At 60.3% G+C, this 15,132-nt stretch carries 11 protein-coding genes and 1 pseudogene; 6 read left to right on the top strand and 6 right to left on the bottom strand.

Features of this window, described 5'->3' with window-relative positions; translation table 11 throughout:
* The first annotated feature begins 62 nt into the window (after positions 1-62).
* Together V5E97_RS22665 and V5E97_RS22660 are read left to right on the top strand one after the other, a co-directional pair.
* Positions 63-1,030, top strand: a pseudogene (locus V5E97_RS22665) (alpha/beta fold hydrolase).
* 579 nt (positions 1,031-1,609) lie between these two features.
* Positions 1,610-1,948 (top strand): hypothetical protein, encoded by a 339-nt coding sequence (locus V5E97_RS22660; RefSeq protein ID WP_406693811.1) that lies wholly within the window; start codon positions 1,610-1,612, stop codon positions 1,946-1,948.
* A gap of 63 nt (positions 1,949-2,011) precedes the next feature.
* Here the strand turns inward: V5E97_RS22660 and V5E97_RS22655 are convergent, their stop codons facing one another.
* The 5 genes from V5E97_RS22655 to V5E97_RS22635 all read right to left on the bottom strand — a co-directional run bounded on the left by V5E97_RS22655 (position 2,012) and on the right by V5E97_RS22635 (position 8,869).
* Entirely contained in the window at positions 2,012-2,521 is a 510-nt protein-coding gene (locus tag V5E97_RS22655) for a GNAT family N-acetyltransferase (RefSeq protein WP_406693810.1), read from the bottom strand.
* Between the two features lie 164 nt (positions 2,522-2,685).
* Positions 2,686-3,447 (bottom strand): tetratricopeptide repeat protein, encoded by a 762-nt coding sequence (locus V5E97_RS22650; RefSeq protein ID WP_406693809.1) that lies wholly within the window; start codon positions 3,445-3,447, stop codon positions 2,686-2,688.
* 195 nt (positions 3,448-3,642) lie between these two features.
* On the bottom strand, positions 3,643-4,980 hold the full coding sequence (locus V5E97_RS22645) for a Gfo/Idh/MocA family protein (RefSeq protein ID WP_406693808.1): 1,338 nt from the start codon (positions 4,978-4,980) through the stop codon (positions 3,643-3,645).
* A 21-nt stretch (positions 4,981-5,001) separates the two neighbouring features.
* On the bottom strand, positions 5,002-6,384 hold the full coding sequence (locus tag V5E97_RS22640) for a DUF1501 domain-containing protein (RefSeq protein WP_406693807.1): 1,383 nt from the start codon (positions 6,382-6,384) through the stop codon (positions 5,002-5,004).
* 43 nt (positions 6,385-6,427) lie between these two features.
* On the bottom strand, positions 6,428-8,869 hold the full coding sequence (locus V5E97_RS22635) for a PSD1 and planctomycete cytochrome C domain-containing protein (RefSeq protein WP_406693806.1): 2,442 nt from the start codon (positions 8,867-8,869) through the stop codon (positions 6,428-6,430).
* A gap of 647 nt (positions 8,870-9,516) precedes the next feature.
* Between V5E97_RS22635 and V5E97_RS22630 the strand changes: the two genes are divergently transcribed.
* The 4 genes from V5E97_RS22630 to V5E97_RS22615 all read left to right on the top strand — a co-directional run bounded on the left by V5E97_RS22630 (position 9,517) and on the right by V5E97_RS22615 (position 12,188).
* A complete protein-coding gene (locus V5E97_RS22630; RefSeq protein ID WP_406693805.1) occupies positions 9,517-9,819 on the top strand; it encodes a CPCC family cysteine-rich protein in 303 nt (100 codons plus the stop codon).
* A 442-nt stretch (positions 9,820-10,261) separates the two neighbouring features.
* Entirely contained in the window at positions 10,262-10,798 is a 537-nt protein-coding gene (locus tag V5E97_RS22625) for a hypothetical protein (protein ID WP_406693804.1), read from the top strand.
* A gap of 7 nt (positions 10,799-10,805) precedes the next feature.
* Positions 10,806-11,048: a hypothetical protein gene (locus V5E97_RS22620; RefSeq protein WP_406693803.1), complete on the top strand. Its 243-nt coding sequence runs from the start codon at positions 10,806-10,808 to the stop codon at positions 11,046-11,048.
* Positions 11,049-11,219: 171 nt separating this feature from the next.
* Positions 11,220-12,188 carry an alpha/beta hydrolase gene (locus V5E97_RS22615; RefSeq protein ID WP_406693802.1) on the top strand — a complete coding sequence of 323 codons (969 nt, stop codon included), beginning with the start codon at positions 11,220-11,222 and terminating at the stop codon, positions 12,186-12,188.
* 211 nt (positions 12,189-12,399) lie between these two features.
* Here V5E97_RS22615 and V5E97_RS22610 read toward each other — a convergent pair whose 3' ends face one another.
* Entirely contained in the window at positions 12,400-14,175 is a 1,776-nt protein-coding gene (locus V5E97_RS22610; RefSeq protein WP_406693801.1) for a PQQ-dependent sugar dehydrogenase, read from the bottom strand.
* Between the last annotated feature and the right edge of the window lie 957 nt (positions 14,176-15,132).

Genomic DNA, 15,132 nt, shown 5'->3' with positions numbered 1-15,132 from the left:
TCTACTTCTGACTTTGCGGTCAACTGATAATATTCAACATGTCATTTTGCGGAGATGGGATTATGAATCGAGAAACCAGGTTCAGGCTGATGCTTTCCCTTTTCGCAGGGGTTGCGTGCGCCCTCGGGCCGATCGACACGGCCTTTGCTCAACAATCAGTACCCGTCCTCCACAAAACTCTCAAGGTCGGCGATCTGGACCTCTTCTACCGCGAGGCCGGTCCGAAAGATGCTCCGACGGTGCTGTTGCTTCATGGCTTTCCGACCAGTTCGCAGATGTACCGCAACCTGATCCCCGCCCTGGCGGACCAATATCACCTGGTTGCGCCGGACTATCCCGGCTACGGCCACAGTTCAATGCCGTCACGCGACAAATTTCCTTACACCTTCGACAACCTGGCGAAAGTGATCGACGAGTTTACTGAGAAGCTCGGGCTGACGAAGTATGCCCTCTATGTTCAGGACTACGGCGCTCCGGTCGGCTATCGCCTGGCCGTCAAACACCCGGAACGGATCACCGCCATTGTGGTCCAGAACGGCAACGCCTACGACGAGGGGTTGGATAACGAATTCTGGAAGCCGATCAAGGCCTACTGGAAGGAGCCGAACAGCAAGGAAAGACGCGACGCGATTCGCGGGTTGGTCACGTATGAGGCGACCAAGTGGCAGTACACGCACGGTGTGAAGAACCCTGAACTCGTCAGCCCGGACGGAGCGGCCCACGACCAGTTCCTGCTGGACCGCAAGGAAACGATGAGATCCAACTCGACCTGTTCCTCAGCTATGGCAGCAACCCGCCGCTGTATCCCAAGTGGCAGGCCTATTTCCGCGAGCACCAGCCGCCGGTGCTGATCGCATGGGGCAAGAACGATCAGATCTTCCCGGCCGCCGGCGCTGAGCCGTATAAGCGGGACCTGAAGACACTGGAGTTCCACCTGCTTGACGCTGGTCACTTCGCCCTGGAATCGAACGGCAGCGAGATCGCCAAGCTGATCCGTGAGTTCCTCGGAAAGCATGTGGCTGGGAAGTGAAAGACGGCCGCCACGGCGTTTACCGACCGGCGGAGGGTGCCCCGAGCGAGGCAGCCTGACGCCGATCGACTGGCCTCGTGGTCAAATACCCTGCACGGCTTCGGGGATGTCTTCGAGGCGAGATATTTTGATTTGTCGCGCCTTTACCCTCACGGTGAAGGCGATTCAGACACAGATGGGTGGGGTGAAATCCGGGCTCAATGGGATCAGCGTCTGTCCTCATGATTGCCGTGCGCTATCCGACAGTCAACCGCTTTGAAGTGTTTTTTTATGATCGGCTGCATAAAGTAGCATGGAGGTATAGAGGATGTCTTGTTGAAATTGATGGATGTGATTGGTAGATTCTTTCAACCGCCCATAATTTCCGATGGCGGGAGACCGCTTGGCATTTGGTGAGTCCACGTTATGCCAGTTCTCTCCTTCAAGGGTTCCTCTCCCATTCAGTTTTCGCCCGCTGAGATTAGGGTCTACGAGAGTCTCAAGCAGGTGGGCCCGGCTCCGGTCCCCGTACCATTTCCGAATTTCAGCCCTTTGCTTGCGCTTTCGTCGGTATCCGCCAAGATCAACGTCGATATAGCGATGTCCCATGGGTTTTCGCCGGACGGGGCCAAGCAAATCTACCTGGAAGGCCAGCAGCCCAAGGAACTTCCGGACAAGCTGGTTCTGGCACGATTCTACCGCCCTCAGGGAACGACAATCTTTCTGTCCCCAGAGAGCTCAGTCCTGCCCACCCAGGAGAAAGTGCTCGTCTCACTGATGACTCCGGAGCTCGCTCCTCCCCCCCCGCCACCCTCGCTCTCCGCGACATCGACATTGACTTCCGTGGCGGGCACCGTCGGCCCGCCCCCAGCTCCTCCCTCGGCCATGCCCTCCAGTACGTCGACACCAACTTCGGCGTCCAGTACCCTCGCGGGCTGACCGAGTCCAGAGAAGGAAAGGAGAGCATTCGCTTGGATTTTCCCATGCGTTGTCGGTTGTTTATCAAGGCGGCGGCTCGTCGGGCTTGAGCAGGGTTTGGGTCGGCAATACCTTGAACATCCTGGCGTTTTCCAAGGAAATGCCCTGGATGATGACTGTCTGCGCGGCCTCCAGAGAAAATCCGAAGCGACGGAAAAAGGGCTGCGCGCTCAGGCTGACATGGGATGTGAGCCTGCTCACATTCAGCGCCTTGGCGTGTGTTTCGAGATGCCGCATGAGTGCGCCGCCGATCCCTTGACCGGCCGCGTACTCGGCCACAAAGAACTGGTCAATATAGCCGTTGGGCTGAACATCGGCGAAGCCAGCGATGGCGCCGTCCCGTTCCGCGACCCAGGGACCATTACGACGGATGCGATTGGCCCAAGTCTCTGAGTCATATTCGATCGGAGCCCAGACGTTTCGCTGTTCCACGGTGTAGTGTGAACGGGCGATTCCATGAACGGATGAGAAGAACACGCCTCGAAGCACTTGTTCTTCGCCGGCGTAAAATCGCCGAATGTGGACAACGCTCATCGTTGGCGAACCTGTCAGAGTTGGGGATTTCGCGGCCGCGTTGCCGCGTTGGCGGTCCAGGGCTGACGCCCCGCGAGATTCTCGTAATTCCCACTGAGGGGTCTCGCGCGATCACCTCAAGGCGAGAGTCGTGTTCTCGAGTTCGAGCGCAGGCGGTTCGGTTTTCAGGGAGTGCTGCCCCTGGTCCGCTCGACAGGGACAACGCGATTGGCGGCGGCAGCGGCGTCGCTCCGGATCGTCTTGGCCCGAGCCTCGAGCCATTCGGCCTCGGTGAGGCGGTTCAGCCGTCGCAAGAGCAGAGCATAGTGTTCTGAGATGATGGCGATGTCGAGATCGTCGGGTTGCAGCTTTTTCGTACAGATTGCCAGGGCCCGCTTGTAGAGCAATTCAGCCTCGGCAAGTTTCCCGGTTTCCGCGACGACCCAGGCCAGGTCATCGAGCGTTGTGGCCAGCGCGGCGTGCTCACGGCCGAGCGACTTTTCCTGAAGCACAAGCGCCCGACGCAGCAACGGTTCGGCCTCGGGGAATCGGCGCTGAGCGCAATGAATTTGGGCCAGAACGTAAAGATTCTGGTAGATCGTTTCGATCGGGATTCGTGGATATTTTTCGCGGACCTTGAGTGCCCACTTGGCCAGCGGCTCGGCTTGGTCATATCGCGACTGGCCGAGGAACACTTGCGCGAGGTCGCAATAACTCCGGGCCAGGAGTCTCGGATCGGCTTTCTGGTAGGGGCTTACCAGTTCAATGGCCGACTTGAACCGCTCCTCCGCCCTGGTCAAGTCGCCTCGATAATAGGCCCGCCAGCCAGCGTCGTTATCAAGCTGCCAGTTGGTCATCGAATCAATAGGAATGCCATCCGCCGTCTTCAGGGAACCTGGCAGTGCCGCGACAACGAGGGTCAGGTGTAGCAAGCATGGGTGTAACATTGCGGCTCCATTTTCAGGTCTGTCGGATCGCAACGCGTGCCAAGGCTCAGGGACAGGAGCCTTGGCGGGCTGAGTTCACTGACCAGAGCGAGCAGGTTTGCCGGCCTCTTTCCTTGAAGAACGAATGACTCCAGGCTCGATAAGGCTGGGCCTCTTTTCTCATTATTTTCGAGCATCCCTTGCAAGTAAACCGTTTCAGGGATGGATCCAGGGCTGGCGATACGGCCGGCTCAGGAGCGAGTTGGCTTCGTCGTCACCAGCGACCCGCCCGGCCTTCTCATCCCAGGCGAGTGTGCGTCCGAGGCGAAGCGCGTTGTTGGCCAGGATACAACTGGCGGTCGAGATATAGCCCTGTTCGATGTCGGCGACTGGTTTCTCACGTGTGCCGATCGCTTGCAAGAAATCCCGCATGTGGCCGCGGATCGCTGGGGCGACGTGCACTTCGAGGTCTTTCTCGGTGCGGTCCTCGGGGTACTGTTCGAGCTCCATGACGACATCTCCGTGGATCGGGTTCCCTTTGCCTGACGGGGTGAAGTCGTAGCTCTGCACGCTGACTTTGAGGGTGCCCTTCTCGCCGTAGAAGGTCGCTCCCCAGGGATACTTGGGGTCGGCCGCGTGTCCCCAGGTCCGATGCTGCCAGATGACCGGCAACTCGTCGAACTCGAAGGTGGCGGTCTGCGTGTCGGGAATATTGGCTTTGCTCTGCTTGTCGGTCAGGATGCCTCCTGCGGAGCTGATCCGTTTCGGCCAGCCCAGGCCAAGCATCCAGCGAACCATGTCGAGCATGTGAATGCACATGTCGCCCATGATGCCGTTGCCATACTCCGTGAACGACCGCCACCGCCTGGGATGAACGAGCGAATTGTACGGTCGCATCGGAGCCGGCCCGGTCCACATCTCGTAGTCGAGCGACTCCGGAGGCGTCGTATCGGGAGGATTTCCTTTGGCTCGCATATGATAGTAGCAGTAGATTTCAACGAGCCCGATCTTGCCGAGCTTGTCCTCGTTGATGATCCGGTCGCGGGCCTCGATGATGTGCGGGGTACTTCGCCGCTGGGTGCCTACCTGGACGACCCGTTTGTGTTTGCGAGCCGCGGCGAGCATGGCCTGTCCCTCGGCGACGTCCACGCTGATCGGCTTCTGGACGTAGACGTCGGCCCCCGCTTCGACCGCGGCGATCATCGCCAAGGGGTGCCAGTGGTCGGGGGTGGCGACCAGGACGATGTCGAGGTCCTTCTCCTTGAGCATCTCGCGGTAGTCGGCATAGGTACGAGGCGTTTTCTTCGACGCCTGTCGCGCAGCGGCCATCTCGGCGGCCCCGGCGAGCATCGACTTGTCGACGTCGCAGAGCGATACGATCTCGACGGGCGCCACCTGAACCAGGCGGAACAGGTCGGCCTTGCCGTACCATCCACAGCCGATCAGCCCGACCCGCTTCGTCTCGGCCCCCGCAAGCTCCGCGGCGAGGCCGCCGACGGACGTAAGTGCCGCGACACTGGCAGAGCTGGCTTGAAGGAATCGGCGACGGTGCATGTCGTAACTCCGAGGAGAAGATCAGGAGAGAATTTCTTCAACGACCCGGCCATCGACGTCGGTCAGTCTAAAATCGCGGCCGGCATGGCGATAAGTGAGTCGCTCGTGGTCGAAGCCGAGCAAGTGAAGGATGGTCGCATGGAAGTCGTGGACGTGAACCCCGTCCTCGGCGACCTTGGCGCCGTAGTCGTCGGTCTTGCCGTGGACGAGGCCCTTTTTGACCCCGGCCCCCGCCAGCCATGAGGAGAAGGCGCTGCTTTGATGGCTCCGGCCGGTCGGGCCGTCGGTGGTCGGCGTGCGGCCAAACTCGGAGGTCCAGACGACGAGCGTGTCATCGAGCAGTCCCCGCGACTTCAAGTCCCGGAGCAGGCCGGCGATTGGTCGGTCCACGTTCCGGGCCATCGGCCCGTGCGCTTTCATGTCGGCGTGAGAATCCCAGTTGTTCGCCGACCCCGAGTCGATCAATTCCACGAAGCGAACCCCGCGTTCGACCATCCGCCGGGCGACCAGGCATTGCCAGGCGAACCCTTTCGTCTGGCCCCGTTCCAGGCCGTAGAGCGCGAGCGTCGCCTTGGTTTCGTGCGAGAGGTCGAGGACGTCGGGCATCGCCTGCTGCATTCCAAACGCGGTCTCGAATGAGCGAATGCGAGCCGCCAGCGCTGCCTCGCCTGGCCGTTCGCGCTGGTGGCTCTGGTTCAGGCGATCGAGCAGGCCGAGCTCCGCCTCCTGGATCCGAGCGGAGGGGCTGCGGCGGTTGAGGTCGGGAATTGGCTCGGCCCCTGCCAGGACTCGCGTCCCTTGATGGCAGCCCGGGAGAAAGTCGGCACTCCAGACCTGGCTGCCGGCATAGGGCAACTGGGGGGCGAGCACGACGAACGAGGGAAGGTTCCGGTTCACCGTGCCGAGTCCGTAGCTGACCCACGAGCCCAAGCTCGGCCGCGCCACGCTGACCGAGCCGGTGTGGATCCCGAGCGTGGCCTGAAAGTGGTCGTTATGGTCGCCGTGCATCGACCGGATCAGGCAGAGATCGTCCGCGCACTCGGCGATGTTCGGAAAGAGGTTGCTGATCTCGGTGCCAGACTCCCCGCGCGGTTGGAACTCCCAGAAGGGGGGCAAGTAGGGGCGTGCCCCTGGTATGTTCGCCTTCGGCTTGCCCTGGTCGGCGACGAGCCGGGGCTTGGGGTCGAACGAGTCCAGATGCGAGACCCCGCCACTCATATAGAGGAAGATGACCCGCTTGGCCCGCGCGGGGAAGTGGGGAAGCCTGGGGGCGAGCGGATCGGCACTCTCACTGCCTGCCTCGTCGGCCAGCAGTTGCGAGAGGATGCCGGGCATCAGGATCGAACCGCCGACAAGCGAGCGGATCATCTGGCGGCGGTTAGGGCTGAAGCCTCGCTGGTTCACGGGTCGGGAACCCTCCGAATCGTCCACTCGGTCAAGAAATCAATCAATCAACGTAAAGGAACTCGTTGCTGCTGAGCAGGACGCGTGCGAAGCTGGCCAAGGCCGCGCGGGGTTGACGGTCGGCCGGCAGACCGGCCTCCTTCATCTGCTCGCGGGAGGCGAGCAAGTAGTCGCGTCCCAGCTTGATCTCGTCCGCGGTGGCGGGGCGGCCAAAGGCGAGCCGAAACGCGTAGTCGATCCGCGCTTCCTCATCGGCGAACGCCAGGCCCACCCGCACGGCGAACTTATCGGCTTGCTCATGTGCAAGTCGGTCGTTCAACAGGAAGAGGGCCTGGAGCGGCGTCGTCGTGATTGGCCGGTCCGCGGTCGTCGCATTTGGGTCCGAGCCGTCGAAGACTTCGAAGAACGGGTGCTTCTTGAGCCGTTGTTGGATCAGGTAGACGCTGCGCCGATCGGTCTCATAGACCGCGACGAACGGCTTGTGCTGGGTGTAGTGAAAGGTGGATTCGGGCGGGAACGGGTGGGGGCCTCCCGGTGTCCGATCGAGAGTGCCGGCGACGGCGAGCATGGCGTCGCGAATTTCCTCGGCCGAGAGGCGGCGACGGCGGAAGCTCCAGAGGAGGTCGTTGTTCGGATCAACGGCCGACCGTGCGGGGTCATCGACGCTCGCCATCTGGTAGCTCTGCGAGAGCATCAGCCGTCGGTGCATCGCTTTGATCGACCAGCCCTCCTCGACGAATCGGGAGGCCAGCCAGTCGAGCAGTTCGGGATGAGTTGGCAGTTTGCCGCGGGTACCGAAGTCATTGGGAGTGGCGACGAGGCCACGACCGAAGTGGTGTTGCCAGATCCGGTTGACCATCACCCGCGCCGTCAGCGGGTTGTCCTTGGCGGTCAGCCATGCCGCCAGCTCGAGTCGTCCGCTCCCTGGACTTCCCTCGGGGAGCTTGTGTCCGCCGAGGATTTGCAAGAAGCCGCGCGGGACGGGATCCCCTTCGTTTTTGGGATCCCCCTTGCGCTGAAGTTTCGCGTCGGCCGGAATTCCTTCGGAGGCCGCAAATGCCTTTTCGACGGCCGGCGGCTCATCCTCGAGTTCCTTGATGCGGTCCAGGGCATCGCCGAGCTCGGCCCTCACCTCGAGTAGGGTTCGACCTTTGAGGACGGCCGGCTTCTTCGCCTTCTCGAGCGCGAGGAGCGCCTTCTTCTCCGTGCCCAGTTTCAGGACTTGCCGGCTCAATGCGTCGAGCTCGGTTTCGTGGGCTCGCAGTTTTTCGGCCTGCTTGGGCGTGCCGAGCGCAACGAAGTCGGTGGGGGACTGATAGACCTCGGTGCCGGGGAAGGCGTATTTCGAGCTCTGGAGGATGCCGTAGATTGCGTAATAGTCGCGTTGGGGGATCGGATCGAACTTGTGGTCGTGACAGCGGGCGCAACTGATGCTCAGACCGAGGAACGTCTTGCCCAGGTTGTCGATCATGTCCTCATAAGTCAGGTGAAACTCGTTGTTGTGCGACCCGAACCGGCGTGCGATCGCCAGGTAGCCGGTGGCAACGATCTGTTGCCATCGCTCGGCCTCGCTTTGATGAGGAAGCAGGTCGCCCGCGACTTGCTCCTGGACGAAGCGGTCGAACGGAGTGTCGCGATTGAAAGCGTCGATGACGTAGTCGCGATATTTGTGGGCCGAGGGGACGGGATAGTCGGAGTTGCATCCCGACGTGTCGGCGTAACGGACCAGGTCGAGCCAGTGTCTGCCCCAGCGTTCGCCATACTGGGGCGAGGCGAGCAGGCGGTCGACCACGCTCTCGAAGGCATTGGGCGATTCGTCGGCGAGGAAGGCCTCGACTTCTTCGGGCGTAGGCGGCAGCCCGGTCAGATCGAACGAGGCGCGCCGGATCAAGGCCCGTTTACTGGCCGACGGGGCAGGGGACAGCCTCTTGGCCTCCAGTTTCGCCAGCAGGAACCGGTCCACATCATTCCGGGCCCAGGTTTGGTCGTGAACCTCGGGGACGGCTGGGTCGGAGACCGGGAGGAACGACCAGAACTCCTTGGCTTTGTCGCCGTCGGACGCGCTGGCCTGCCCGGGAGCTTCGGCGACTGCCTCGCGGGGGTCGGGCGCCCCGAGTTTCACCCACGTCACGAAATCGGCAATCTCCCGATCCGAGAGCGGCCCCTTGGGGGGCATTTTGAGCTCATCGTCGTCGTGGCGTAAGGCCTGGATCAGGCGGCTGGCGTCCGGGTCGCCCGGGGTGAGGATGGGGCCGCCGTCACCCCCTTTGCGGATCGCGTCGCGTGAGTCGAGCCGCAGGCCCCCCTTGATCTTGCCTGTCGGACCGCCGCTATGGCAATCGATGCACCGTTCTACCAGCACTGGGCGGATCTTCTGTTCGAAGAAGGCGATCCCGTCGCGTGTGGGAGCTGGCTCGTCGGCACTTGCAGACGCCCATCCGCCAAGAAGCCCGATGGAGAGCGACAGCAACGCGAGCCTAGACATTCGCATCCTCATGAATCGCCTGAGCCCGAGGTCGAGTGGATTTGGAGTCGTGCCGGACGATTTTATCTCACTTCGGATTCCGAGCATAGAGGACGACCCCGAGGGCATCCCCCCTCGCTTCGAGGGGACGTTCGGATTTGCCCGGCGCAATCTATCGAGTTTCGCACGGGTCAGGATCGAACCACAGATTTTCTGCCCCGATTGAAACGAGACGTCAGATTTTTAGTGGATTTACGGGCAATGGCATCAGGATTTGATGGATGTTGCCTGGCCTAATGTTGCCGCCCCGCCGACTCGATTTGCAGAGTCCGTGTGTCACAACTCCGGTCGCCTGAGATATGTTTACGGAATGAACGTCAAGAGGACGCGGATGGCTGGAGATGGCCCTGCAACGGTTCTAACCTGAAGCGGAATCTCATGGCGGTGTCATGCCCTGCCCGTACGTTTCGATTTCAGGTGGAAATCTGAGCGGGTGATCCTGGTCGGGCAAGTCACCTGTTTTTAAATGTCGCCTGAGCATCGGTGTAACGGAACCCACGATCGTTATCTTCTGTAAGCTCGAAGGTCGTCATAAAAGCTTCGTGGAAAGTCGTGGCGGACAAACGGAAATTATGGAGAAGATCCGCCACTAAATTAGGATTTCTGTGATGAAATATAAATGTTTTATATGCGGGTATTATACGCTCGATTATCGTTGCGAGTGGAAAATTTGCGAGATCTGTTTTTGGGAGGATGATGTCTTTGTGGATCATCGAAATGACAAATCCAGTCCAGCAAATAAGGGCATGATGGTTTCCCGTGCTCAGGCAAATTTTATGTTGTTTGGTGCAATGAGCCGCGAGTTTGTTGGCGTCGTTCGCAAGCCATTTGCGAGTGAAGTGAGGGATCCCGAATGGAAACCCTTGGATTCGGCCTTGGCGATTTTTGATCAAGAAAGTCGAGGGCACTGAGTAAGTTGACTGGCTCGGAACGGGGCGGACGCGCCGGGATTAGCGTGGTCAAAATGCAAACGAAGTGGGCGCTGTAGCAAGGATGCGGACCTCGTTTCCACGCTCTGCGTGGGAGTGCCGTCCGCGACGCTCTGTGTCGTCTTGCCCGGCGGGTGGGACCGCAGAGCGGTCAGAACGGCATTCCCACGCAGAGCGTGGGAACGAGTTTCATCCGCGAATTTCGGCCTTCGGGGCAGACAGACGGTCCGGTTTCCTTGCGATAGACTTGCGAAGAATCGTTTGTTGTAAGAAATAAGAAGACATAAATGTTACGGTTTGTGTTTGATTGAAAAGTCAAAGAATGCTAGCATGCTGAGTAGTTAATGCAATGGCCACAGGTGGCCTCGTCTCCAGTGTTGTTGGTCTGTTTAGATCGTCTTTAACCGATTGAGGAGTTGGGACTATGGCGACCCCCGCAGAGCGGCTGATTACTTACGCTAATGATATTGTGACGGGCCTAACAACTCCAATTCAGGGGGCATTAAACAGTATGCCTTCGATGGACCGGCGAGTGCTGGCCATCAGGGGCTACCTACGTTTTCCGGCGATGGGGCGTGGCTCGATCGTCGATAATTGGGCATGGACGAATACCGATATGGAGGACTTCAAAAAGTCGACGGAATTTACGAGAATGAAGGAGGCTGTTGAGGATGTCAAGTCCACCTTTGCCTCCAGGAACGTGGGTTATTCGCTCGGAGTCGACCCCGACAAGGTTCGCAGCCTTGAGACTCAGGTCACCTTGTGGAACCAGAATCCGACCGTTCAGACCTTGGGTTTGGAACTGAGGAATCTACTTCGCATCGCTCGCGACTTTACCGGACACGCCGGACGCAGTAAGTCGTGCGGAGTTCAGGAGGGTTCTGACTCAGTCAAGAATGACCGCCTCCCCCTCAAGCGCCACGCCTGGGCTCTCGCAACACGGCCAGGCCAAGGCGTTTGATTTCGTCGTGAACAAGGGCAATGAGGTCGTTGCGACCACGGTGACCGCGACGGCCAAGGAGAAGTGGGACGACGCCGGTTGGACGACCAAGCTCCAGGAGGCGGTTCAGGAGGCCGGTGGCAATTTCGTCGGCCCACTCGCCACTCCCTATGAGCCCTGGCATTACATCTATAAACCCGCGACGGCCCAGCCCAAGGCGGGCAATACCTACTCATCGGATATGTGTGGAACTTCTTTTCGGAGACATTGAGCACACTCCCCAGGACAGGATGCTTGCCCCGCCGGCGATTGCCGGGCACGTCGTCAGCGGCGCAAGTCATCGGGTCATTCAGTTCCGCGGTCTGGTCCCCTCCCAATAAAAGAATCACCCGCAGTCCGCTCAATACCCTCGGAGTGACCGTCTGTTGATCAATAAGGTGATATGATGAGCAAACTTGTTCTTGTTGAAGATAAGGCAAATAAATTTGGCGGGACCGTACTCTTCTCCAAGGGGAACGGATGGATCAGGCCGACGGGGGTCTTCGTGCCCGATGCCGGATTCACGGACAGTCACGAAGTGGCGACGGTGCTGCTCTGGTTTCACGGGCATCGCGTCAAAGATGCTCCGTACCTGTTCTACCAAGAGGCGACCCATCTCCTCCAGGCCGTCAACGAGTCCAAGAAGGACATCATTCTGGTGGCCCCGGAGCTGGGGTTGCGCGACAAGACGCACGACGAGTACAACGCGTCGGCCCTGGGCGGGGGCAAAAGGACCGAACAGTATCTCGACCAGGTCCTCGGCGCAGTGTCTGACTGGTACGAGAGGACGTTTATCGCCGGCGAGCGTGCGCAGATGGGCGGGGAACCCACCAAGTTCCAGCTCGCGAACCTTTACATCGCGGGCCATTCGGGGGGCGGCACCGGCATCATCAGCTCCGTCGCCGCCCTCGGTGGTTACAAGGACAGGCTCCGGGAGTGCTGGGGGTTCGACTGTCTCTACGGCAACGGCCAGACGTGGTACGAGTGGGCGAAGGCCAGGACGGGCATTCCTCTCTACTTTTATTACGGCAAAGGGACCAAGCCTTCAGACAATGCCGACGTGCTCGGCTTTTGGAAGCGGGTCTATGGAACCCCGAAGAGCCCGATTCCGCTCGCGGGACGGCTGAGATCCGTATTTCTTGCCCCGGCCCTGCCAGGCACGGAGCTGGACATGGTGGCTTTCCAGTCCACTGACGACATCCTCGCCAAGGCCAAGGCCGTCGATCGCTACGAAGAGGTTCGGAGGAAGGTCGATCCTCTCCTGGATAAATCCGACGCGTACTGGTCGGCCCTGGTCAAAGAAGGGCTGAAGGAGCACTATCCGGTGGTGTCCGAACTCCTCTGTCCCCGGATCAAACAGAGCCTTCCGTGATGCCGGTCCGCCGCCGACGTGGCTCTCCTGCTTCTTGTCCGAGGCCGAGAGGAGGCCGCGTTGGCCGGATCCCCGGGCACAACGATCGGGTCGGTACGTCGTCGAAACCGAGTGTCAGCCATCACGCCGCCTGATTGGCGTCGTGATGGCTGGCGTTCGCGTCTAGAGCGTTTGATCGTGACCGGCCGGTGGTCGAGAAGCCGTGGCGGATCTACAGGCCTCCGCTTCTTGCGATGAATTCGCGTCCTGAAAGGATGTCGGCCTCAGCCTGCTCCAGGGATACGCCGCGACTGAGTTGAGTCAGCGTGGCCCGGACTTCGAGCGATGTCGGTCGGCGCTGAAGGTCACTGGCGTAGGCGTTGACGATCAGCCGACTTCTTGCTTCATTGCTGGCGATCAAGCGGGCGACCAGGGAACCGGTTGTTCCGGAGGCAACACGGCGGGCCCCTTGATTGAGCTCGGTCCGGCGTGGAAGGCGACCAAATAAGTCTTGGTAAATGGATCGAACCACGCGCTGAGGAGTCCCTCCGTGTCGGGCCGCGTACTCTGCCGAGCTGAGAAGTGTTGCGCGGAGGTTTTCTTGTGAGGAGCCGGAGCTGAGACGATTGAGGTTCGAGGCATACTCCAAAGCGTCAGGTACGCGGCCGAGCAGGGACTGGTAGGCGGTGACGACTGCTTTGGCACGTCGCTCCGGTGAAGTCACCAGAGCAAGGGCGACTTGCTGTGGATTGGCGCCTTGGGCCAGAGCCAGGCTCAACGACGACAGGGCGGCCGGCTCGGGCTCACGCTGGAAGATCGCATTGAAGAGGACTCGCGCGTAGGGGGAATTGGGGATCGGAACGACCGGTTGACTGCCGGTGTATTGGATTTTGTTGAGCACGCCCGTGTCGGCGCCGTATCCGATCGCAATGTAGTAGAGGCTGCCGGCGTGGTCGACACCGAGGCCCACTGGCAATGGAGCGAGGCCGGTGGCGAAGTCGGTCACAACGCCGGTCCTGGGATCGAGCTGGTGGATCCAACTCCGGCTGAAGTCACTGAAGAAGTAGTCGCCGATGGCGCTGGCGGGGAATTGACTCTGGGCTGGGTTATAGAACGTGCCGTCGGTAATTGCCGAACCGAACACGTCGTTTGGCCCGTGCTCGTACGCGTTGATCGGCTCGCGGAAGCTGGGGTTGGAGGTGGGCCCTTCCGTGGCGGGCCATCCGTAGTTCGATCCCGCAATGCCGTCGTTGATCTCTTCCCAGTCGGCTTGCCCCACGTCGTTGATGAACATGGTGCCTACGCCGGGCTGGAAGGCGAAGGAAAAGGGGTTCCGAAGCCCAAGGGCCCAGATGGCCCGGTTCTGGCCGGTCGCGGTCTGATAGAACGGGTTATCGCTGGGAATGGAGCCGTCGGAATTGAGCCGCAGCATTTTGCCGAGCAGGTTGGTTAGCGACTGGGCATTCGACCCCACTCCATTCTCGCCGACCCCGACATAAAGTTTGCCGTCGGGGCCGAAATGGATGCCGCCTCCGTTGTGGATCGGCTTGTCGCTCAATGGGTCGAGGTCGAGAATCGGCAGCTCGCTCCCCGGAACCACGGCGTCGCCATTGGCGGTGAAACGACTTACCCGATTGTGAGCGGGCGATCCGGGTACCGTGTAATAAGCGTAAACATACGAGTTGGTTGTGAATTGCGGGTCGAATGCAATCCCGAGCAACCCGCGCTCAACGGTGGAATCGACGTTCAGGCTCAGAAACGGTGTGGAGAGCAACTGGTCGTTCTTCACAACCCGGATCGCTCCGGATTTCTGAGTGATGAAGATCCGTCCGTCCGGTGCAAACTCGAACCCGGTCGGTTGACTCAGGCCGGCTGCGACGGGAGTCTCGACGTAGCCGTCCAGCAGCGTCGTGAGTAATCTCCGGTCCTCAAGCACATCAAAGTGAGGGCAAAATCCCGATCGGGGGGCAGTCTGCGACCAAATCCGGCCGAAGTTTTTCCACGACATGGGTGCACCTCGAAAATGGATCGGCGAAAACGACAAGTGAGGGGGATTGGTGAATTGTAATGCAAAGAAGTGCGGATGTCACGTTTGTGTTCCGAGGTGTTCGGCTCGCTTGCGGTGACTCATGGCGTTTCTCGAATCGCTCACACCGTCGCCTCCCAGGCCGTTGCCTCTTGGAGATCAATAGAGACGAGTTTGCTACCGCGAAAAATCCGGTGTCAGCCGTCACGCCACCATGCTGGCGGAACAAATGCGGATAAAAATAGTATTAATTGGTAAGTGCATATGCCCGGATTCCGTGTCGCGCCGGATTGTCCCCCGTTTGCACGCGACGGGAGCACACCGGAGGCCGAGCGTCAGTGGGGGACCGGACGCGTAGTTCTATCGCCAGATCAGGAAACAACTGGCTAAAATCCGGAACTCGCCGCCATTCCAACTGACGTGGGCTGGAGAGAATGCCGGAGTCAACCATGGAGGGGGAAGAGGTCTTATCCGAAATGTGGGACGAAAGGTGGGGGCAAGTTCCGCGTGGAATACCGCACGAAGCGATCCCAGTCAGGGACAACGGCAACCCAGGTGGACGAGCCCGCAGCCGACTGGTTGCGTGGGGCCCGCCATGATCGCCTGATCGCCCAGTCGGAAGTCAGGACACTTGTGTAGGATGCCGCCAAACGCTCAGGAACGCGGGTCTCGAGCGGGCTGCTCATCAACTGCGATGACAAGTGGCTGGCCAAGTTCAACGATGGGATCGCTGCTGGCGAGGTGGTTTCAATCGCCGCCCTGCTTTTTGCCCGGCTTGGTGTCAAGAGCGGCAAGGCACGATCCGATGTCGTCAACGCCCCGATTGGCCATGCGAGAGTCGCGACGTTGTAATTGCTGACTGTGCACGGGCTCGAGAGGTGGTGCCAGATTTTCCTGACGATCCGGCCCGTATCCCAGGGGGAGGGGCCGGATCTCGGA

The sequence above is a fragment of the Singulisphaera photorubra genome (genome assembly GCF_045290345.1).
Lineage (GTDB): Bacteria > Planctomycetota > Planctomycetia > Isosphaerales > Isosphaeraceae > Singulisphaera.
This window is presented reverse-complemented; position numbering and strand designations above follow the sequence as displayed.